13 protein-coding genes are annotated in these 21,121 nt (G+C 69.4%); all 13 read right to left on the bottom strand.

Translation table 11 applies throughout. The features are described from left to right. Window positions 1-2 precede the first annotated feature (2 nt). On the bottom strand, window positions 3-1,289 hold the full coding sequence (locus AC1DS4_RS03840; RefSeq protein ID WP_477633114.1) for a glycosyltransferase family 4 protein: 1,287 nt from the start codon (window positions 1,287-1,289) through the stop codon (window positions 3-5). Continuing rightward, window positions 1,289-2,611, bottom strand: coding sequence for a nucleotide sugar dehydrogenase (locus tag AC1DS4_RS03835; protein WP_477633052.1), 1,323 nt, complete (start codon window positions 2,609-2,611; stop codon window positions 1,289-1,291). Before AC1DS4_RS03835 ends, AC1DS4_RS03840 begins: the two co-directional genes overlap by 1 nt. Window positions 2,612-2,840: 229 nt before the next feature. Continuing rightward, complete coding sequence (locus tag AC1DS4_RS03830; RefSeq protein ID WP_477633051.1) at window positions 2,841-4,358, bottom strand: lipopolysaccharide biosynthesis protein; 1,518 nt, start codon at window positions 4,356-4,358, stop codon at window positions 2,841-2,843. Window positions 4,359-4,392: 34 nt separating this feature from the next. Continuing rightward, window positions 4,393-5,508, bottom strand: a complete 1,116-nt coding sequence (locus AC1DS4_RS03825; protein ID WP_477633050.1) for a DegT/DnrJ/EryC1/StrS family aminotransferase — start codon at window positions 5,506-5,508, stop codon at window positions 4,393-4,395. A gap of 97 nt (window positions 5,509-5,605) precedes the next feature. Further along, complete coding sequence (locus AC1DS4_RS03820; RefSeq protein WP_477633113.1) at window positions 5,606-6,742, bottom strand: DegT/DnrJ/EryC1/StrS family aminotransferase; 1,137 nt, start codon at window positions 6,740-6,742, stop codon at window positions 5,606-5,608. Between the two features lie 37 nt (window positions 6,743-6,779). Then, complete coding sequence (locus AC1DS4_RS03815) at window positions 6,780-7,913, bottom strand: glycosyltransferase family 2 protein (RefSeq protein WP_477633049.1); 1,134 nt, start codon at window positions 7,911-7,913, stop codon at window positions 6,780-6,782. 48 nt (window positions 7,914-7,961) lie between these two features. Beyond that, window positions 7,962-14,795, bottom strand: coding sequence for a DUF4082 domain-containing protein (locus AC1DS4_RS03810; protein ID WP_477633048.1), 6,834 nt, complete (start codon window positions 14,793-14,795; stop codon window positions 7,962-7,964). Continuing rightward, a complete protein-coding gene (locus AC1DS4_RS03805; RefSeq protein ID WP_477633047.1) occupies window positions 14,792-15,784 on the bottom strand; it encodes an NAD-dependent epimerase/dehydratase family protein in 993 nt (330 codons plus the stop codon). The genes AC1DS4_RS03810 and AC1DS4_RS03805 overlap by 4 nt, the downstream gene beginning before the upstream one ends. Then, a complete protein-coding gene (locus AC1DS4_RS03800; RefSeq protein WP_477614678.1) occupies window positions 15,781-16,875 on the bottom strand; it encodes a Gfo/Idh/MocA family protein in 1,095 nt (364 codons plus the stop codon). The genes AC1DS4_RS03805 and AC1DS4_RS03800 overlap by 4 nt, the downstream gene beginning before the upstream one ends. Before the next feature lie 131 nt (window positions 16,876-17,006). Next, the gene (locus AC1DS4_RS03795) at window positions 17,007-18,566 is read right to left on the bottom strand and encodes a sugar transferase (protein ID WP_477633046.1); all 1,560 of its coding nucleotides are present in this window, start codon (window positions 18,564-18,566) and stop codon (window positions 17,007-17,009) included. Window positions 18,567-18,900: 334 nt separating this feature from the next. Beyond that, a complete protein-coding gene (locus AC1DS4_RS03790) occupies window positions 18,901-19,557 on the bottom strand; it encodes a NeuD/PglB/VioB family sugar acetyltransferase (RefSeq protein ID WP_477624255.1) in 657 nt (218 codons plus the stop codon). Between the two features lie 59 nt (window positions 19,558-19,616). After that, on the bottom strand, window positions 19,617-20,219 hold the full coding sequence (gene pth, locus AC1DS4_RS03785; RefSeq protein WP_477614675.1) for an aminoacyl-tRNA hydrolase: 603 nt from the start codon (window positions 20,217-20,219) through the stop codon (window positions 19,617-19,619). Between the two features lie 82 nt (window positions 20,220-20,301). Beyond that, window positions 20,302-20,994 (bottom strand): 50S ribosomal protein L25/general stress protein Ctc, encoded by a 693-nt coding sequence (locus AC1DS4_RS03780; protein WP_477633045.1) that lies wholly within the window; start codon window positions 20,992-20,994, stop codon window positions 20,302-20,304. Window positions 20,995-21,121 lie beyond the last annotated feature (127 nt).

The following is a 21,121-nucleotide window of genomic DNA, read 5'->3' as shown; positions in this document are numbered from 1 at the left end:
GACTAGGCCTTCGCGCGGAGGAGCTCGGTGGGTGGCTGGGGCTCGGAGGCGGAGGACGTCTGGCTGCGTGGGGCGGGCAGGCGACCGCTCAGCTCGTCGAAGACCGCGACGTACCCCACGCGCTGGTGCTCCCAGGCCAGGTGCTGCTCGACCCGTTCGCGGCCACGGCGGCCCATCACTTCGCGCTCCTCGGGGTTGTCGAGGAGCTCGACGATGGCGCGCGCGTAGCCCTCGACGTCTCCGGGCTCCACGTAGCGCGCGGCGTCCTGCGCCGACACCCTCGTCTCCCTGAGCTCGAAGGCGACGACCGGCAGGCCGAACGCCATGTACTCCATCGTCTTGTTCATCGTCGAGACGTCGTTGAGCGGGTTCAGCGGATCCGGCGAGAGGCCCACCTCGGCGGTGGAGAAGACGGCTTTCACGGTCTCGTCGGGGACCCGGCCAGGCATGTCCACGTAGTCGGCGAGGCCGAGCTGGTCGCGCTGCGCGACGAGGTCGGGGTAGCAGTCACCCTTGCCCATCAGGGTGAAGGAGATGTCGTGCCGCCCGAAGGTGTTGACGATGACGTCGGCGGCTTCGAGGACGATGTCCACCCCGTCCTGGGGGCCCATCACACCGATGTACGCGACCAGGTGCTCCCGGCCCCGTCGCTGCCCCGGGTCAGGCTCCTGGCGGCGCAGGCGCTCCGGGTCCGGACCGGTCCGGACCACGGTCACGTGCTCGGGCGCCTTGTGGCCCCGCGACCTCGCGATCGCGGCATACGAGTCGTTGGTCGAGGTGACCCGGTCGGCTGCGCGGAACGTTTCCCGCTCGAGGCGCAGAAGACCTCGCAGGAAGGGCCGCGGACCGTCAGGAAACCGCGACTCGAAGAGCTCAGGGCAGAGGTCATGGTGGTCGAAGACGAATCGCGAGCCGTCCAGCAGCCTCAGCACCCTGGCCAGCGGCCAGAAGATGTCCGGCGGGTTGCAGGCCTGGACGACGCGGAAGGTGCCCCGCCGCCTGGCCTTGAACGCCAGCCAGGCGGTGGCCAGGAACGAGTAGGCGTACTCGATGAAGAACCCCACCGCGCCGCCGCCCGGGGCGTACGGCGGGTAGGCCAGGATGCGTACGCCGTCGATGACCTGTTCGCGGCCGGTGCCGTCACCGGTGGGGCAGATCACGCTGACGTCGTAGCCGGCCCGGACCAGGCTCTGGCACTCCAGCCACACCCGCCGGTCGAAGGGCACCGGAAGGTTCTGGACGATGATGAGCACCCGCGTCGGTGACGCGGGCGAGCCGTGGCGCCGCATCACCAGTTGACCCCCTCGTATGCCGGGAGCTGCTCGACCGCCTCGCCCAGCCTGCCGTTGAGGTCGATGACCACACGCGGGTCGGCCATGGTGAGCGCCTTCAGGGTCGCGGCATCGGACGACGAGACGATGACGACCTCCGCGTCCGCCAGGGCCTCCTCGGGCGTGGCGGCAAGGAGCCGGTTCACGTGGGCGAGCTTGCTCTGGAGGTGACGCAGGTTCGCGCCGATCAGCTTGTCGGGATTGACGATCGGGTCGTAGATGCGGACGTCGAGGCCCTTGCCCACGAACCGCTCGGCCACCTCCAGGTTGGGGCTCTCGCGCAGGTCGTCGGTGTCCATCTTGAAGCTCAGGCCGAGCAGGCACACCCGGCGGTACCCGGTCTGGAGCACCCGGTCGACGACGGAGCGCACGAGGATCTCGTTGCTCGTCATGGTGGACCCCACGAGCGGGATCTCGACACCGGTGTGCCGGGCCATGCTCTGTAGCGCGCGCAGGTCCTTCGGCAGGCACGAGCCGCCGAAGGCGAAGCCCGGCCGCAGGTAGGTCGGCGCGATGTTGAGCTTGCGGTCCTCGCAGAAGATCTCCATGACCCTGCGGGCATCCACGCCGTAGGGGGCGAACACGCGACCCATCTCGTTGGCAAAGGTCACCTTGACCGCGTGGAAGGCGTTGCAGGCATATTTCAGTGCCTCGGCCGTCGCCACGTCGACGTGGTGGATCTCCTGACCGAGGAAGGCGAAGAGCTCGGTGAGCGACGCCCGCGCCTGCGCGTCATCGGTTCCGACGACGACAAAGGGAGGTGCGAAGAAGTCCGCCATGCCGGAGCCCTCGCGCAGGAACTCGGGACACATGGCGGTGCGCACGGACCAGTTCGCGGGCACGCGGCCCTCCACGAACTCGGGAGCCACCACAGTGGCGACGGTGCCGGGCGGCACGGTCGAGCGGACGACGACGGAGTGGACGCCCGAAGCCGGCGGCTGGGCAACCTCCATCGCGACGCGCAGGTCGGCGAGCGCGCGGCTGATGTACGTGAGGTCGGTGTCGCCTCGCGGCGACGACGGGGTGCCGACGCAGATCAGTGACACGTCCGCCCCCTCGACGGCGAGCCTGGCGTCGGTCGTGGCCTGGAGCCGACCCGCTGCCACGGCTTCCTGGACCATCGTGTCGACGCCGGGCTCCACGACAGGGCTCTGCCCGCGGTTGATGGCGTCCACCTTCAGCGTGTCGACGTCCACCCCGAAGACCTCGTGACCGCGCGAGGCCAGTCCCGCCGCCGTGACGGTGCCCACGTATCCCAGACCGAACACCGCGACCTTCATGCCGGCCTCCCGGTCCACATCCCTCGGATCACTGTCATGCGGGCCTCCCTCGGTAGCTGCCGCATCGTTCGATGCGTCCCCTCCACTGCGTTTTCAATACAACACCTGCACACACATGACGCGGGTCGTCCGGATTGGCCAGAGCCCTCTGGGTCAAATGGTGGAGACCGCCCTCTGGGGGGCACCGGGCGCGCGCCCGGCGATGTCGTTCTGGGTGGTCCTCACGACGTCAGGAGGACACGACCTCGTCGAGCCGCATCAGCCGAACGACCCGACGCGTGTACTTCAGGGGCGCGGGGAAGATGCCGAGGGCGTCGCGGATGATGCTTCCCGCCGCGCACCGCAGGACCGCGAGGTTCACCACCAGGGTGCCGAGGACCGCAAGAGCCAGCCCGGCACGCGGGTCCATGCCCGAGACGGCGCGCATCAGCAGCGTCCCGACGAGCATCGCCGTCACGGTCGGCACCAGGACCGTCAGGAAGGGCTTGGCCACGACCCGGGTCGACAGCGCCAGCATCCGCCCGACGATGATCCAACGAGCCACGGTGGCGAGCACCGCGACGACCACGAAACCGACCGCCACACCAGCCAGGCCCCAGCGGACCGCGATGACGGTCGTCGCCAACGTGGCCGCGTCGACGACCACCGCGTAGACGAGCCAGCGCCCCGGACGGCCGAGGCCGTAGAACAGGCCGTGGTCGAGGGCTGCGCCCAGAGTCACGATCCCCGCGATGGACAGGGCCTGGGCGGGCTTGACGCTGGCACCCCAGGCCTGACCGAACACCATGGGGACCAGCACCGGAGCCGTCACGACGATGACGACCATCAGCGGGGAGACCACTGCGTAGGCGATGCCCAGTGCCTTGACGTACGAGGCACGCAGACGGTCGGGCGCTTCACGCACCTTGGCGAAGACGACCGTCGACACGGGGACGAGCGAGACGGCCGTCAGCTCCTGGGCCACCTGCACCAGTCGTTGGGCGATGCTGAGCAGGCCCAGCGCCGCCGGTCCCAGGGTGACCGTGATGACCCAGCTCTCCGCCCAGAGCCGCGAGGCAGACACGAGGTCCACGCTCGACACCCGCACCCCGAAGGCAGCCATCTGGCGGAACTGGCGCGGCGACAGCCACAGGGCAGGCACCCATCGGGCGCCCCACCAGGCGAGGATGGCGATCACCCACTGGGTGACGACCACCTGGGCCACGAGCGCCCAGACGCCGCCACCGTTCAGGGCGACCACGACGGCGACCCCTTGCGCCAGCAAGGCGGCGACGAGGGTCTGCACCGCGACGGCGCGGAACTTCATGGCTCGCCGGAGCAGCGCGAGTGGCACGGCCGCCAGGACGGTCGGCACGACTGCGAGGACCAGGGCCCGCAGGACCTGGTCGAGCTCGGCGCTGCGGAAGGCCTCCGCGAGCAGGGGCGCCAGGGCCCACAGACCGGCACCGAGGACGAGCCCTGCTGCCACCGAGGCCCAGAAGGCGGTGCTCAGGCTCTTCCGGTCGACCTCTTCGGCTTGCAGCAGGTAGGTGGAGAAGCCGAGGTCCGCGAGGAGGTAGATCGTGGGGATCACGGTCATGGCCGCCGCCACCACCCCGAACTCGCGGGGAGAGACGTGCCGGGTCAGCACCACGAGGGTGGCGAAACCACTCGCCCTGACCGCCCACTTCTGCGCGGCCAGCCAGAGGACCCCGGCCGCGGCACGCTTGCCGAGGTCTCCCTCCAGAACCCGCTCCTCAACGCTCATTCGTCACGACACCGTCCGGGGTTCCCCGCCAGGCTCACGAGGCGCGGCTGATCGCGGTGAGCAGGACCTCGACGACACGTTCCTGCTGGCTGGTCGAGATGCCGGGGAAGATGGGAATGGACAAGATCTCCCGGGCGGCCCGCTCGCTCACCGGGAACTGGCCGGGTCGCAGACCCGGCTCGGCCATGGCCGGCGCGAGGTGCACCGGCACGGGATAGTGCACTCCGGCTCCCACGCCTTCTGCCTGCAGGCGTCGCAGGACCTCGTCGCGGTCGGGCACCCGCACGACGTACAGGTGCCAGACGTGCTCGTTGCCGGGCAACGTGGTCGGGAGGCGCAGCCGTGGTGTCCCGCCGAGCATCCGGTCGTAGGCCGCTGCTGCCGCACGGCGCTCGCGGTTCCACTCCGGGAGGTGCCGCAGCTTGGCGCGCAGCACGACCGCCTGGAGCGTGTCGAGGCGGGAGTTGAAGCCGAACACCGTGTGCTCGTACTTGACCGGGCTGCCGTGGGACCCCAGGAGCCGCACCCGTTGCGCGATCCGCTCGTTGTCGGTGGTGACCGCACCGCCGTCGCCATAGGCGCCCAGGTTCTTGCCGGGATAGAAGCTCGTTGCCGCCGCGTCGCCGAAGGTGCCCGCCGAACGCCCGTACCTCGTGGCCCCTTGCGACTGCGCGCCGTCCTCGATCACCGAGATCCCCCGTTCCGCCAGGGACGGCGGGAGCTGCTCGAACGGCGCCACCTGCCCATAGAGGTCCACCGGGATCACCGCGCGCGTCCGATCGCTGACAGCGTCCTCGACCGCGGCAGGGTCGATCAGCAGGGCGTCCTCGTCCACGTCCACGAAGACTGGCCTGGCGCCCGCGCGCACGACGGCCTCGGCGGTCGCGATGAAGGTGTTCGCCGGAACGATCACCTCGTCCCCATGGCCGACGCCGGTCGCGCGCAGCGCCATCTCCAAGGCGTCGGTCCCGTTGCCGACACCGATGCAGGAGTGGCCGCCGATGAACTCGGCGTACTCGTGCTCGAAGGCAGCGACAGCCTTGCCACCGATGTAGTCGCCCGTCTCGAGCACGTCGGCGAAGCCCGACGCCACCTCTTCGGCGATGAGCGCGTGTTGCAGGGACAGGTCGACGAGCGGGATCGAGTTCACGGGTTCGGCCTCCTGGGCGCGGACGGTGGTGCCGGGTCTTCGACGGTGTTGTCGCGGTCTTCGACGGTGGTGTCGTGGTCTTCGACGGAAACAGGCATCAGGCCGCTCGCAGCCCGGCCGCTCGACGCACGGCGGAGACCACGACCTCCTGTTCGAGCTCGGTCATGGTGTGGAACATCGGGAGGATGAGGGTGTTGTCGGTCAACCGGTCCGTCACCGGCAGCTCGACGCGCGTGTGCTCGGCGTAGGCAGGCTGCCGATGGGCGGCCATGATCCCGGCGCGACCGGAGATCCCGTCGGCCGCAAGGGCCGTCAGGAGCTCGTTGCGGCTCAACGGGAAGCCGGCGTCCAGCTCGATCCAGAAGGACTGGAAGTTGGACTCGCCCCAGGGCGGGTCCTCGACCGTGCGCAGCCCGGGGACGTCGACGAGCATCTCCTGGTAGGCACGCGCGAGCTCACGTCTGCGTTGCACCATCGCGTCGAGCTTGCCGAGCTGGACCAGGCCGACTGCTGCCTGCACGTCGGTCATCCGGTAGTTGAAGCCGACTTCGAGATAGCTCTCGATCACCGGCTGCCGGCTCAGGTGGCGGGCAGCGGCACTGACACTCATCCCGTGCTCTCGCAGCCGACGGGCCCGCTCTGCCAGCGCGGGGTCAGACGTGGTCAGCATGCCGCCCTCGCCCGTCGTGAGCAGCTTCCTGGGGTGGAACGACCACGCAACCAGAGCCGCTGCCGAACCGGTGGGCCCACCGCGGTAGCGGGAACCAGCCGCGCACGCAGCGTCCTCCACGAGGGCGATCCCCCTGCTGTCGCACAGCCGTCGCAGCGGCTCGACATCGGCCGGCATCCCGCCCTGGTCGACGACCACGACTGCGCGGGTGCGCTCGGTCAGCAGCGGCTCCACCGTCCGCACACTGAGGTTGCCGTCGGCGGCTTCCACGTCCGCGAACACAGGGGTCGCGCCGACATACACGGCGCAGTTCGCGGTCGCGATGAAGGAGAAGGACGGCACCACGACCTCGTCGCCCGGGCCAACGCCCAGGAGATGGAGGGACAGGTGCAGCGCCGAGGTGCACGACGACACCGCCACGCCGTGGGGCGCGCCCACATGCGCGGCGAACGCGGCCTCGAACTCGGCCACTCGCGGTCCCTGGGCGATCCACCCCGAGGCCACGGCCTCGGCGGCCGCTGCGGCCTCCTCCTCGCCCAGCCATGGCTTCATCACGGGAATCATTGGCACCCCTTCAGGCTGCTCCGAGGCGTTCCTCGTGTCATGGCGTGGGCCTCATCGCGCTGAGCGCGGGGGCGGCCGTGAGCCCTTGGTGCTTCACGGCACGGTTTCTCAACCACCACCTGCGGAACTGCTCGCCGAAGGACTGTTCGCCCCGGCGCTGCCACCAGGACTCCGCCTTGCGCGCGGCCGCGGCCGGGAGCACCAAGGGTTGGAGGTAGGGCATCATGCGCGTTCCGATGCGCCGTCGCAGCTGCAGGCTCTGGTAGACCGGGAGGGTCCTCGCCGCCGGCCAGCAACTCACAGCAAAGGCCATCAGGTCGTCCACCGGGGTCTCGGAGACGCGTCCCTTGTCGTAGGCCCGTGCAGCCGCCAGGAGCGCTTCGCGTGCCAGCTTCCGGTGGACGAGCTCTGACAGCCGGTCCGCGTCCACGACGTCCGGGCCGATGCTCGCCAACGCCGACTCGTAGGCCAGTCGGTACTGGTAGAGCGTCGGCAACGGGGTGTAGGCGGTCGACATGTTGCTTCCGTGCCGCCGGTAGTAGGCCTGGTCCACCCCGTGCAGGTAGCCGACATCGGCCCGTGCTGCCAGGCGAATCCACATCTGCGTGTCGGCCAGGTGGGGCAGCCGCAGGTCGTAACCGCCCACGCTCTGCTGCAGCGAGGTACGGACGACGACCTCCGGCGAGGACACGCCGCTCTGGGCTCGCCGAAACCGTTCTTCGAGCCACACCTGACCGGGCCACACCGACGAACCGCGCAGGGTGGCCCGGGCACGGGGCAACGGAGCGGCGTCGGTGAACCAGAGGACGTTGCCGTAGACGAAGCCCACGTTGGGGTGCGCGTCCAGCAGGTCGGCTGCACGCCGGAGCGCACCCGGAGCGAGCCGGTCGTCTGCCGACAGGAGGACGGTGTAGTCGCCGTCGGCCCAACCCAGCAGTCCCTCGTTGTAGGTGGCGATGTGTCCCCTGTTGGTCTCGTGGACGATCACCTCGACACGTGGGTCGCGAGCAGCGATGTCCAGCGCGACCTCGGCGCTGCCGTCACCGGATGCGTCATCGATGATGAGCACCTTGACGTCGACGCCTGGCTGGTCGTCCAGGCAGCTGCCCACGGCCTCCTCGAGGTAGTGGCCGTACCTGTAGCACGGCATGACCACACTGACCGAACTCATCCTCGCCCCCTCGTTCACCGTGTCTCCAGTCGCCGTTTCCTCGAAGACCTATCCGCTCGCGAACACGACGTCGACCCAGTAGTTCGTCGCCTTGAACGAGCTGGACGGGAAGGCGCTGGTGCTGCCGTACCGGTAGACACCGTTGCCACCACTCGTTCCGTTCTTCAAGGCATGCAGCGGAGCACGGTCAACCGCAGCCGAGCTGAAGTAGTTGCTGTCCGCGGCATAGTGCCCAGCCGGGGCGAAGTACGAGGCGACGTAGATGGTTCCCGCAGTCACGGCCACCGGGGTCGTGAAGTTGACCTGCTGCCAGCCCGAAGCCGTCTCGCCGCTGAAGGTCGCCGAGGCGAGCTTCGTCCCCGCCGTGGTCCACAGGCTGCCGATGTGGGTGCCGGTGTTGGAGGCTCCCTTGTAGAAGCGGATACCGGTGATGGACCCGTTGACGTCGGCCTTGAACTTCACGCCCACCTCGACAGGCGAGGCGTCGGTGATGCTCGCGGTGGCAGGGGTTGCCGTCGCATCCCAGATGGTGCAGGCGGTGCACGTGGAGGACCGCGGAGTCACCGCAGCGGAGGCCGCCGAGGCCGGACCTGTGCCGACCGCGTTGGTCGCCGACACCGTGAAGGTGTAGGCCGTTCCGTTGGTCAGCCCGGACACCGTCGTCGTGGACGCGGGCGGGTTGCCGCTGACCGTGACGGGAGTCTGCGCGGTGCTCCCGATGTAGGGCGTCACCGTGTAGCTGGTGATGGCGCTTCCGCCGGTGGAGGGCACGTTCCAGGTCACGACCGCCGACGCGTCGCCTGCCGTCGCGGTGACGGCGGAGGGAGCTCCCGGCGGTGTCGCCGCGGCGTTGGAGAAGACGACGTCGACCCAGTAGTTGGTGGCGTTGAAGGAGTTCGACGGGAAGGTGCTGGTGGTGCCGTACGCGTACACACCGTTGCCTCCGCTGGCTCCGTTGACCAAGGCGTGCAGAGGACCGGCGTCCACGCCAGCGGTGCTGAAGTAGCCGCCGTCTCCGGCGTAGTTGCCGTCCGGGGCCAGGTACGAGGCGACGTACGTGGTGCCGGCCGTCACCGCGACGGGGGTCGCGAAGTTGGCCTGCTGCCACCCCGAGGCCGACTCGCCGACGAAGGTCGCCGACGCCAGCTTCGTCCCCGACGTGCTCCACAGGCTCCCGATGTGGGTGCCGGTGTTCGCCGCTCCCTTGTAGAACCGGATGCCCGTGATGGACCCGCTGATGTCCGCCTTGAACTTCACGCCCAGCTCCACCGACGAGTCATCCGCGACGTCCACGTTGACCGGCGTCGTCGTCGAGGGCCAGAGCGTGCAGGCGGTGCAGACCGTCCCCGCGGTCGGGGTCACGGAGTTCGACGCGGCCGAGTCCGGGCTCGTGCCGATCGCGTTGGTCGCGGACACCTTGAACGTGTATGCCGTGCCGTTCGTCAGCCCGGACACCGTCGCCGTCGTCGCCGGCGGGTTGCCGCTGACCGTGGTCGGCGTCTGCGCGGTGGTCCCGACGTAGGGGGTCACCGTGTAGCCGGTGATGGCGCTGCCACCGTTGGACGGGGCGGTCCAGGTCACCGACGCGGAAGCACTGCCTGCCGTGGCACTCACGCCAGTCGGTGCCGCCGGCGCGGTCGGCGCCGCAGTCGGCGTCACGGAGTTCGACGCGGCCGAGGCGGGTCCCGTGCCGACGGCGTTGGTTGCCGACACCTTGAACGTGTATGCCGTGCCGCTCGTCAGTCCGGAGACCGTCGCCGTCGTCGCCGGCGGGTTGCCGGTGACCGTGGTCGGGGTCTGCGCGGTCGTCCCGATGTACGGGGTCACCGTGTAGCCGGTGATCGCACTGCCACCGTCGGACGGCGCGGTCCAGCTCACCGATGCCGAGGCGATGCCTGCCGTGGCTGTCACGCTGGTCGGTGCGGCCGGCGCGGTCGCGGGTGCGTTGGAGAAGACGACGTCGACCCAGTAGTTGGTCGCGTTGTAGGAGTTGGACGGGAAGGTGCTGGTGGCGCCATAGGCGTAGACACCGTTGCCTCCGGCGGCCCCTCCGTTGACCAACGCGTGCAGCGGGTCGACGTCCGTGCCCGAGGCGCTGAAGTACCCACCATCCGCCGCGTAGTTCCCGTCGGGGGCGAAGTACGAGGCGACATAGGTCGTGTCAGCCGTCACCGCCACCGGGGTCGCGAAGTTGACCTGCTGCCACCCCGAGGCGGACTCGCCGACGAAGGTCGCCGACGCCAGCCTGGTCCCGGAGGCGCTCCACAGGCTGCCGATGTGGGTGCCGGTGTTCGCCGCTCCCTTGTAGAACCGGATGCCGGTGATGGACCCGCTCACGTCGGACTGGAACTTCACACCCACCTCTACGGACGAGGGGTCCGCGACGTCCGCGTCGGCCGGCGTCGCCGTCGACTGCCAGAGCGTGCACGAGGAGCAGGTGGGCGCCGCCGGCGTGACCGCCGCGGACGCTGCCGATGCGGGGCCCGTGCCCACCGCGTTGGTCGCCGACACCGTGAACGTGTATGCCGTGCCGTTCGTCAGCCCGGAGACCGTCGCCGTCGTCACGGGCGGGTTGCCCGTGACCGTGGTCGGGGTCTGCGCGGTCGTCCCGACGTACGGGGTCACCGTGTAGCCGGTGATCGCACTGCCACCGTTGGACGGCGCCGTCCAGGTCACCGACGCCGAGGCGTCGCCCGCCGTGGCCGACACGGATGTCGGAGCCGCCGGAACCGTGGGCACGAACGGCGTCACGGAGTTCGACGCGGCCGAGTCGAGGCTCGTGCCGACTGCGTTGGTCGCGGACACCGTGAACGTGTATGCCGTGCCGTTCGTCAGCCCGGAGACCGTCACCGTCGTCGCCGGCGGGCTGCCCGCGACCGTCGTCGGGGTCTGCGCGGTCGTCCCGACGTACGGGGTCACGGTGTAGCCGGTGATCGCACTGCCGCCGTTGGACGGGGCGGTCCAGCTCACCGACGCCGAGGCGTTGCCTGCCGTGGCGGTCACGCTGGTCGGCGCCGCGGGCGCGGTAGCCGCGCTCGGGGTGACGGAGCTCGATGCGGCTGAGTCCGGGCTCGTGCCGATCGCGTTGGTCGCCGACACCTTGAACGTGTAGGCGGTGTCGTTCGTCAGGCCGGACACGGTGGCCGTCGTCACGGGCGGGTTGCCGCTGACCGTGGTCGGGGTCTGCGCGGTCGTCCCGATGTACGGGGTCACGGTGTAGCTGGTGATCGCACTGCCACCGTTGGACGGGGCGGTCCAGCTCACCGACGCCGAGGCGTTGCCTGCCGTGGCGGTCACGCCGGATGGCGCCGCGGGTGCTGTTGCCGCGCTCGGGGTCACGGAGTTCGATGCGGCCGAGGCGGGGCCAGTGCCGGTGGCGTTGGTCGCCGACACCTTGAACGTGTAGGCCGTGCCGTTCGTCAGCCCGGACACGGTCGCCGTCGTCGCCGGCGGGTTGCCACTGACCGTGGTCGGGGTCTGGGCGGTGGTCCCGATGTAGGGGGTCACCGTGTAGCTGGTGATCGTGCTGCCACCGTTGGACGGCGCGGTCCAGCTCACCGATGCGGACCCGCTGCCGGCCTGGGCCGTCACGTTCCCGGGCGCGGCCGGAACCGTCGCGGCGGCCTTCCGGAAGTCGACGTCCACCCAGTAGTTCTCGGAGCGGTAGGTGTTGTTGGGGAAGATGCTGGCGGTGCCATATCGGTAGACGCCGTTGCCCCCGCTGATGCCATCCTGGAGCGCATGCAGCGGATAGCGGTCTACACCGGCGGCGGCGAAGAAGTCGTCCTCACCGGGATAGTGCCCGTTGGGAGCGAAGTACGAAGCCACGTACACCGTGCCCGCGGTGACGTCCACCGGAGTGGCGAAGTTTGCCTGCTGCCAGCCCGACGCCGTCTCACCGCTGAACGTGACTGAGGCCAGCTTCGCTCCGGCCAGGGTCCAGAGGCTCCCGATGTGGGTTCCGGTGTTGGCCGATGCCTTGTAGAAACGAATGCCCTTGATCTGCCCGTTCACGTCGGACTTGAACTTGACCCCCACCTCGATGGCGCTCGGGTCGTTGTCGTCGGGCAGGGTCGGCGCCGCCGTGGTCGGCCAGATCGTGCAGGGGGCGCAGACCAGCTCCGCTGGAGTGACTGCGTTCGATGCCGCGGAGGCGGCCCCGGTCCCGATCGCGTTGGTTGCCGAGACCTTGAAGGTGTACGTCGCGCCATTGGTGAGCCCGATGACGTTGACGCCCGCGTCCGCATCGGCCGCACTCACCGTCGTCGGTGTCTGGGCGGTCGCGCCGATGAACGGGGTCACCGTGTAGGTCGTGATCGCACTCCCCCCGTCCGAGGGTGTGTTCCACGTGACCTTCGCCGAGCCGTCACCCGCGGTGGCCGTCACGGCGGTCGGTGCACCTGGCGCGGTTGCCGGCCCCGTGTTCGGGCTGAAGGCCACGTCGACCCAGTAGTTCCGGGCGCCAGTGCTGGCCGAGGGGAACGCACTGGTGGTCGTGGTGCGGGACACCCCGTTCGTCGTGGAGTTCACGTTGCGGAGCGCGTGCAGCGGGGCGCCGTCGAGGAAGCTGTAGGCGTACGGGTTCGGGGACGGGTTGGGGTACATGTACCCGTCGTCCTGTGCCGTGTGCCCCACCGGGGCGAAGTAGCTCGCCACGTACGTGCTGTTCGCGTTGATCTGGACGGGGGTGGCGAAGGTGACCTGTTGCCAACCCGAGGCGGTCTCCCCCGTGAAGTTCGCACCCGCCAGCTTGGTGCCCGACGCAGTCCAGAGGTTGCCGATGTGGGTTCCGGTGTTGGTGGTCGCCTTGTAGAAGCGGATCCCCGTGATCGAACCGGACACGTCCGACTTGAACTTGACGCCGACCTCCACTGCCGTGGCACTGCCGGAGTCGCTGCGAGTCGGAACCAGGCCGGTACCGAAGATGGTGCACGTGCAGCCGACCGTCACGGTCCTCCCGGCTGACGGGGTCTCGAGGTTGCCGCTGTCGTCCACCGCGCGCACCTTGATCGTGGCGTTGGGGTAGCCGTGCACCACCCAGGAGTACGTCCAGCTGGTCGTGCCCGTGGCCATGTGCCACGTTGCCCCTGCATCGGTCGACACCTCGACGCCGGCCACCACGCCTCCCACGTCGGAGGCGGTCCCACTGATCGTGATCTTCGCGCCGTCACCCACGGTCGCGCCGCTTGCCGGTGAGGTGATCGTCGAGGTCGGCGCGGTGACGTCAGTCGAAGCCGTCGCGACCGTCAGCCCGGCGATCACGGCATACGGTTGCATGCCCATGTCGGCGAACAGGTTCACCGTCGCCTGTTGCATGTTCTTGTCCGGCGTGCTGCCCCCGGCCGAGTCCAGGCCGAAGGGCCACTGGACGGTGCCGGAGCCGAAGACCAGGGCACCGCTCGCCGCCCGGTAGAGGGTCAGGTTGTGTGTCGCCGTGGCCGAGGCCTGCGTCGTGCTTCCGTAGTCGGTGAACGACTCGGTGGAGGTGGAGGTGGTCGCGGACATCCGGAAGGTGCCTGCTGGTCGGAAGCCGTTGTCGGAGTCGACGTCCCACTCGTAGCCCAGGGTCCCCGCACCCGGCGCCAGGGTCTGCGTCTGTCCCGTCGTCAGGTTCGCCACCGCGGTGTTTCGCCAGAACCGCAGCTTGGAGTATGCCGCGGGCACCTTGATGTCGGTCGTCCCCGAGTTGACCTTGAAGAGCTGTCCGGTGAGCGCGTTCTGCGGCTTGCCACCGTCGCCGGGTGGGCTGAAGCGAGGATCCTGCCACGTTCCGGTCCAGGCAACCGGGTCGCTCGGTGCGTCGTAGTGGGTGTCCTTGTAGCAGACGAGGGTGCGGTTGGCCGTGGCGCTGCCGTCGACGCTCGGCTCGAGGCGTGTCTTCCAGAACACCTCGTTGCCGCTGAAGAAGGCCAGGTTGACGCCCGCGTCGCGGGCCGCCTCGACGTTGGAGCGCTGGGTGCCGGTCCAGTACTCGTCGTGACCCACGGACAGGAAGGCCTTGTGCTGGGTCAGGATCGAGGTCGCTCCCGACAGCGACATGTCAAGACCGGAGGTGTACGAGACGTCATACCCGTTGGCCTCGAGGAAGCGGATCATCGGGTACTCGCTGTACATGATCCAGCTGCGCCCCTGGTCGTCCACCGCGGAGGTGAACGGCCGGTTGTAGCTGACCTTCGACGCGCCCTTGTAGGCGGCCGGGTTCCCCGTCGGACAGTTGACCGTGCCGCAGGTGTACAGGCTGTTGCCGCCGTAGGTGTTGTAGGCCTGCCAGGTCTCGTCCGAGGTCTGGAACAGCATGTCGGAGTGGCTGGAGTCGTCGCGCACGACGAAGACGATGTGGCTCTCCGCCCCTCCGGTGCCCATCAGGTGCACGATGTAGACGCCGGACACGGCGGTGGCGGGCACGGCCCAGGAAGCGGACACAGACCAGTTCCCGCAGTCGATCAGCCCGGTGGCGTCCGGGACGCTGACGCAGGTCGGCTGCGTCTGCGGCTGGGTGGCGCTGGGGGTCAGGCCCGCCGCGACCTTGCGTGCACCGTTGCCCTGGTAGTAGCCGAGCCGCAGGACGTCGAAGGTGTAGTTGGTCACGGTCGACTTGATCTTGAACTGGATGGTCTCACCGGGCTGGACGCTCATCTTCGTGGCGAACCCCTGGAGAGTGGCCGAACCCGAGCCACTGACGTCCCAGTCGCTGGAGGGAGTCCCCGTCTTGGTGTTCTCGCAGGCGACGACCTTGATTGGCGCCTCGCACGGTCCGGCGGCCGCCGCGGGGCCTGCCGCCGCCACCAGCACGGGCACGGGAAGCGCGACCATCAGGGTCGCGACCAGCGCGGCGACCCAGCCCTTGCGCCGGACCGGCCCTCGGTGGTGACGGCCGTTCATGACCGGACCGTCCGGCCGGCAGCGACAGCCTCACGCTGCGGCTGCCACCACTCGACGAGCTCGCGCAGGCCGTCCTCGAGCTCGACCTCGGCTTCGAAGCTCAGGTCACGCCGGGCAGCGGACGTCGCGGCCAGACGCCGGGTGACGCCGTTGACCGCGCGATCTTCGCCGTGCTCCACGGACAGGTCGGAGTCCATCGCTCGCAGGAGTGCCTCCGCGAGGCCGAGGAGACTGGTCTCGGTGCCACTCGCGATGTTGTAGACACCCTCTCGGACGTCACTCGAGGCCGCCAGGAGGTTGGCCCGCGCGATGTCCCGCGTGAAGACGAAGTCCATGGTCTGCTGCCCGTCGCCGAAGATGAGAGGAGGCTGCCCGTCCGCAATGCGCTCCATCCAGCGGACCAGCACCTCGGTGTAGAGGCCGTGGACGTCCATCCGTGGCCCGTAGACGTTGAAGTACCGGAGGCCGACGTAGTCGAGCCCGGTCATCGCTCGGAAGCTGCGCACCATGCCCTCGTTGAACGACTTGGCGGCGCCGTAGAACGTGTCGTTGTTGTGGTGGTGGTGGCGCTCATCGGTCGGGAACGACTCCGCCAGCCCGTAGACCGAGGCGGACGAGGCGAACACGAGCTTGTCGATGCGGTGCTGCGCCGCCGCCTCCAGCACGTTGAAGGTCCCGTCGACGAGGACCTCGAGGGCGAGCCTGGGCTCCTCGGCACACTGGGTGATCCGGATCGCGGCCTGGTGGAAGACGAGGTCCTTGCCGCGCGTCAGGTCGTGCACCAGGTCACGGTCACGCAGGTCGCCCTCGATCAGCGTCACGGTGCCGGAGGGCATGGCATCCGCCAGGTTCTCGTGGCGCCCACGCACGAGGTTGTCGAGGACGTCGACGTGCGCCACGCCCGCCTCGATGAGCTGGTCGACGATGGTCGAGCCGATCGTTCCCGCACCCCCGGTGACGAGCACCGTGGCTCCATCGAGGGCGCTCACCACGCACCTGCCGGACCGGCGCCCCAGGCGATCGACGCGAACTCGCGGCTCATCGGCATGCTCACCGGAGCCATGGCACCGGCGCGACGCTGGCTCTCGGACGCGGCCTCGAGCACGGACAGCACCCTGAGGCCCGCACGGCCGTCGGTCAGCGGGGCGCGCCCCTCCGTGATCGCCGCGGCGAACTCACTGGCCATCACGCCGAGCGCCTCGCGCTCCGGGAGGGCGGGTGCGTGCATGTCGCCCAACCGGTAGTTGACGTTGACCAGCCGCTTCTCGGCGGAGTCGGCCGTGTCCGACGTCAGGTCCAGGTCGACACCTCGGTCGTAGATCGCGAGTCGCTGCTGCGGGTTGAGGTCGTCCCAGACGACCGTCTGGCGGCTGCCGCCGATGACCATGTGCCGGATCTTGGTCGGGCTCAACCAGTTGACGTGGATGTTCGCGATGGCCCCGCCGGCCAGCGGCATGGTCAGGTAACCCAGGCAGGACCTGCCGTTGCCGATCGGGTCCGACCCGTGCGCGGACACCTCGAGCGGAGACAACCCCTGCGGGAGGATGAAGTCCAGGATCGACAGGTCGTGGGGAGCCAGGTCCCAGAACACGTCGACATCCGGTCGCACCAGGCCGAGGTTGATGCGCACCGAGTCGACGAAGAGGATGTCACCGAGCTCGCCACTCTGGACCAACGCCCTGAGGTGCTGGACCGCCGGCGTGTAGCAGTAGGTGTGGTCGCACATCAGCACCAGGCCGAGCTCCTCGGCCCTGGCGACCATGCGCTCGGCGTCGAGTCGCGTCGAGGCGAGTGGCTTCTCCACCAGGACGTGCTTGCCCGCCTCGAGAGCGGCGAGCGCCATCCAGCAGTGGGTGTCGGCCGGCGTTGCCACAGCCACCGCGTCGACGTCCGGGCGTGCCAGCAGCGCCTCGAGCGAGGTCTCGACCTCGACCGTGCTGCGGGCGCCAATGACCCGTTCGGCGCGTTCGCGGTCGACATCGCACACCGCGACGAGGTCCCAGTCAGGGCTCCCTCGGAAGCTCCGGACCAAGTTGGGACCCCAGTACCCTGCCCCGACGACAGCGATGCGCAGCGTCATGCGACAGCTCCTCTCGATCCAGCCCGGCCTCTGTGGAAACACTGCACCGGAGTGGGCTGTGGCGACTCGTACTTTTGCGGTAGCCCACTCCTACTGCACCCGTTCGGGTGCGTTCCAGCACGTGCACTCACCTAGTACGCCCCTGTTCCGCGGAAGACCGCTCGGGCCGTGCGGAAGAGGATCTGCAGGTCGAGGGCCAGGCACCAGTTGTCGACGTACCAGAGGTCGAGCCGCAGGGACTCGTCCCACGAGAGGTCGCTGCGACCACTGACCTGCCACAAGCCCGTGAGACCCGGCTTCACCCTGAGCCGTCGCACGGCGTCGGACTCGTAGCCCTGCACCTCGCGCAGCAACGGCGGACGAGGACCCACGAGCGACATCTCGCCCCTCGCCACGTTGACCAGCTGCGGCAGCTCGTCGATCGAGAACCGACGCAGCACCTTCCCGACCCGGGTCACCCTGGGGTCGGACTTCATCTTGAAGAGGACGACGTTGCCCGCATCGCCCTGCATCTGGTCGAGGCGCTGCTCGGCGTCCACGCACATCGTCCGGAACTTGAGCATCTGGAACTCTTCGCCACGGGCGCCGACGCGGGTCTGGCGGAACAGCACCGGGCCGGGCGAGTCCAACCGGATGGCCACGGCGATGGCCGCGATGCCGGGCAGCGCCACGACCATCAGCAAAGCGGTGAGGCTCTTGTCCACGACCGACTTGACGACGCGACGGGCCCCGGACATCACGGGGCGCTCGATGTGCAGCAACGGCATACCTGCCGTCGGTCGGATGGACAGGCGCGGACCGGCGACGCCGAGCAGGCCCGGCGACACGACCAGCTCGACGTCACGCTCCTCGAGGGACCAGGCCAGCCGACGCAGCTCCGGCCCGTGCAGGTCAGGGTCGCTGGACACGGCGACGACGTCGGCGTCGAACAGGTCGACCGCCGACATGGCCTCCTCTGGGTAGCCGAAGACCGGCACACCCTCCACTTCGGAGCGACTGTCGCCACTCAGGTCGAGGCCGGAGACGCACGCCGCGACAACGCGCAGGCCCTGCTCCGGCGCCCGCCTGATCTCGCGGATCATGGGCAGCACCGACTTCGCGTTCCCGATGATGACGGTCGCCTGGGTCTCCTCACCGGACGCGCGCCGCCGGTAGAGGTCGCCGCGGACCACCTTGCGGGAGCAGAGGCCGAGGACGAAGAGCGACGAGGCTGCGACCAGGCTGGCCATCCGGGGCACCTGGACGTCCGCCGCATAGGAGAGGAACGCGGCAGCCCCGATGAGGTAGACCGCCGACCGCATCACGGCCCGGTACTCCTCCGGACCCGATCCGGCGAAGCGGCGCTCGTAGCCGTGCGACAGTGCGAGCACCCCGAGCCACAGGACAGGGAGGGCCACCAGGACCACGACCCGCTCCAGGGCAGGACGGTCCTGCATGGCCACCACGGTCGTGAAGATGGCGGTGGCAGCGGCCACGATGAGGTCGCCGAGGATGGCCCGTCGCCGATAGGCGACGTTCCACGAGAGACGCTTGACAGGCGCTTGAGGCGCTTCCGTCGTCCGGTCGGTCTCGCGCGGCTGCCCCAACGAGACAGCACGCCGAAGGCGTCGGGACAGGCCTGTGCCCGTCACCGCCTCGGCGTACTCCGTCATACCCATCTGGTGCCGTCCTGCCCCTGCAATCTCCGCCATGACCCTCTCCCCCGGACCCACCTTCAGAGGGCACCGTAGACCCGCAACGCGGACCTCCGACAGCCCCCAGAGGAGTCATCTGCACCCTGTGAAATAGGTTAAGGCTCAAGGGATTTCGTCAACTACACCGCGCAGGCGAGGGTGGCCTAGACAGGTCAACTACGACGCTGGGCGTAGCCGTCTCATCCGGTTGATGGAGCCATCTGGGGGCCGTTCGCCCCGCCACCTTCCAGACGGTTCCGACAGCGTCCATTCGCCGTCGTGTGCGATGCGGACACGGCTGCCTGCGGGACCCGACGTGGGGCCCGACGGAAGGCCCGAGACTAGTCAGGGACTAGTCAGTGACCATTTTTTGCTCGCGGCCCAGAGCCCGCGCTGGAACACCCGCCCAGACCTCGCCGGCAGGCAGGTCGCGCACCAGGACCGCGCCCATGCCCAGGGTGCTCTCGGCGCCCACCGTCACCTTCTCGCGGACGCTCGAGGCCATGCCGAGGTAGGCGGCGCGTCCCACGCGCACGCTCCCGCCCAGCGTCACCCCTGCGCAGAGGGTGGCGAAGTCCTCGATGACGTCATCGTGGGTCAGCGTGACACCGGGCATCACGACCACGTGGTGTCCCACGACCACCGCCGCTGTGAGGACCGATCCGGCCAGGACGACCGAGCCTGCTCCGATCGTGCAGGACTCGGGCACGGACACGGACGGATGCACGATGGTGGCGTAGCGGTCGTCCCCGATGCCAAGGTCTCTCAGCCGCCCGGCCAGCCGCTCGCGCACCACACCACGTCCAGCGCACAGAACCAACTGTCGATCATCTTGCGCTGCAACGGAATCCAGTCCACCCAGCACCTTGAGCCAGCCGCCCGCCAGCGACCCCCAGCGCGACTCGTCGTCGTCGACGCAGCCCTCGACGCGCACTCCGCAGGCACGCGCGGCCTCGGCGGCTTCCAGTGCGAGGCCGCTTGCCGCGACGAGGATCAGTTCCTTGCCCACCCCGTCACCGTAGATGGACTGCTCCGCACCGCGCAGCCACAACCGTCAGACCCGCGACCTCAGGCCGGGCTGTGGAACTTCTGCTGGGCCGCGACCAGACCGTGCGCGACGACCATCTCGACGGCATCCGCGGCCTCGTCCAGCAGGAACGGCAGCTCCTTGCGCTCGACGGTCCCGAAGTCGCGGAGCACGAAGTCGGCCGGGTCCATCCGGCCCGGCGGGCGGCCGATCCCGACCCGGACCCGCAGGTAGTCCTTGGTGCCGAGGGCCGAGCTGATCGAGCGCAGCCCGTTGTGGCCGCCCTCTCCCCCGCCCTTCTTGAGCCGGACGTCGCCGGCAGGGATGTCCAGCTCGTCGTGGACGACGAGGAGCCGGTCGACCTCCACGGAGAAGAAGCTCATCAGCGCCTTGACCGGTCCACCCGACTCGTTCATGTATGACGAGGGGACAGCGACGACGGCGGCCGGTCCGGGTGCCCCGCCGGGCAGCATGCCGATCCGCACCGTGGCAGCAGCAGCGCGGGCCTTGTGTGCTGAGAGCTTCGAGCCGCTGCGCGAGGCGAGCTCGTCGACCACCATGGCGCCCACGTTGTGCCGGTTCCCGGCGTACTTGGGACCGGGGTTTCCGAGGCCCACCACGAGCCAGGTGCCGTCGTCACTCACGGGGCGCAAGTATGCCGGAAGGCCAGGTCCCCATGAACCACGCAGGGGACCTGGCCTTCCGGCATACAACGGTGAGCGGGACTCAGGCGTCCTCGGACTCGGCCTTCTCGCCCTCGGGGGCCTCGCCCTCGGCAGCCTCGGCGGCTTCGCCCTCGGCGGCCTCGGCGTCGCCGGGCGCCTCGTGCTCGATGCCGGCCTCGGCCTCTGCCTCGGCCATCTCGGCGTCCAGCGCCTCCTGCGAGATCTGCTGGGTGATGTTGACGACCAGGGTGTCCGCGTCGACGACGAGGGTGGACCCGGCCGGGAGCTGAAGGTCGGACGCCTTGATCTGCGTGCCGGCCTCGAGGCCCTCGACGGAGACGACGACGTTCTCCGGGATGTGGGTGGCCTCGACCTCGAGCTGGACGGTCTGGGCGTCGACGGTGACGATGGTCTCGGGAGCGGCCTCGCCCTCGATGTGGACCGGGATGTCGACGGTGACCTTCTCGCCCTTGCGGACGACGACGAGGTCGATGTGCTCGATGACCGGCTTGATCGGGTCGCGCTGCACGTCCTTGGCCAGGGCCAGCTGCTCGTTGCCGTCGATGACGATCGTGAGCAGGGCGTTGGCGACCTTGAGGGCCATCATCGTGTCGTGGCCCGGGAGGGTGATGTGCACGGGCTCGGCTCCGTGGCCGTACATGACGGCGGGGATCTTGTGGTCGCGGCGAATCTTGCGGGCAGCGCCCTTGCCGAACTGCGTGCGCGTCTCTGCGACGAGCTTGTTGTCAGACACGGAAATCTCCTGTGCGGTGGGGGACTCGAGGATGCGGTGGGCCTCGACGCGGGGCGCAGCACGGAGACCACACCGCGTCGAATTACGGACGTGACCGGCCCCCAGGTGGTGGCAGCCGTGCAGTGTC

Source organism: Pedococcus sp. P3_C7 (assembly GCF_056402615.1).
Note: the sequence above shows the minus strand (reverse complement) of the source record. Positions and strands in the feature narration are given on the sequence as shown.

What these genes read in the sequence shown, in the direction of transcription:
- AC1DS4_RS03840 (WP_477633114.1), bottom strand. Translation starts at nt 1,289, where the DNA reads ATGCGGCGCCACGGCTCGCCCGCGTCACCGACGCGGGTGCTCATCATC.
- AC1DS4_RS03835 (WP_477633052.1), bottom strand. Translation starts at nt 2,611, where the DNA reads ATGAAGGTCGCGGTGTTCGGTCTGGGATACGTGGGCACCGTCACGGCG.
- AC1DS4_RS03830 (WP_477633051.1), bottom strand. Translation starts at nt 4,358, where the DNA reads ATGAGCGTTGAGGAGCGGGTTCTGGAGGGAGACCTCGGCAAGCGTGCC.
- AC1DS4_RS03820 (WP_477633113.1), bottom strand. Translation starts at nt 6,742, where the DNA reads ATGATTCCCGTGATGAAGCCATGGCTGGGCGAGGAGGAGGCCGCAGCG.
- AC1DS4_RS03815 (WP_477633049.1), bottom strand. Translation starts at nt 7,913, where the DNA reads ATGAGTTCGGTCAGTGTGGTCATGCCGTGCTACAGGTACGGCCACTAC.
- AC1DS4_RS03810 (WP_477633048.1), bottom strand. Translation starts at nt 14,795, where the DNA reads ATGAACGGCCGTCACCACCGAGGGCCGGTCCGGCGCAAGGGCTGGGTC.
- AC1DS4_RS03800 (WP_477614678.1), bottom strand. Translation starts at nt 16,875, where the DNA reads ATGACGCTGCGCATCGCTGTCGTCGGGGCAGGGTACTGGGGTCCCAAC.
- AC1DS4_RS03795 (WP_477633046.1), bottom strand. Translation starts at nt 18,566, where the DNA reads ATGGCGGAGATTGCAGGGGCAGGACGGCACCAGATGGGTATGACGGAG.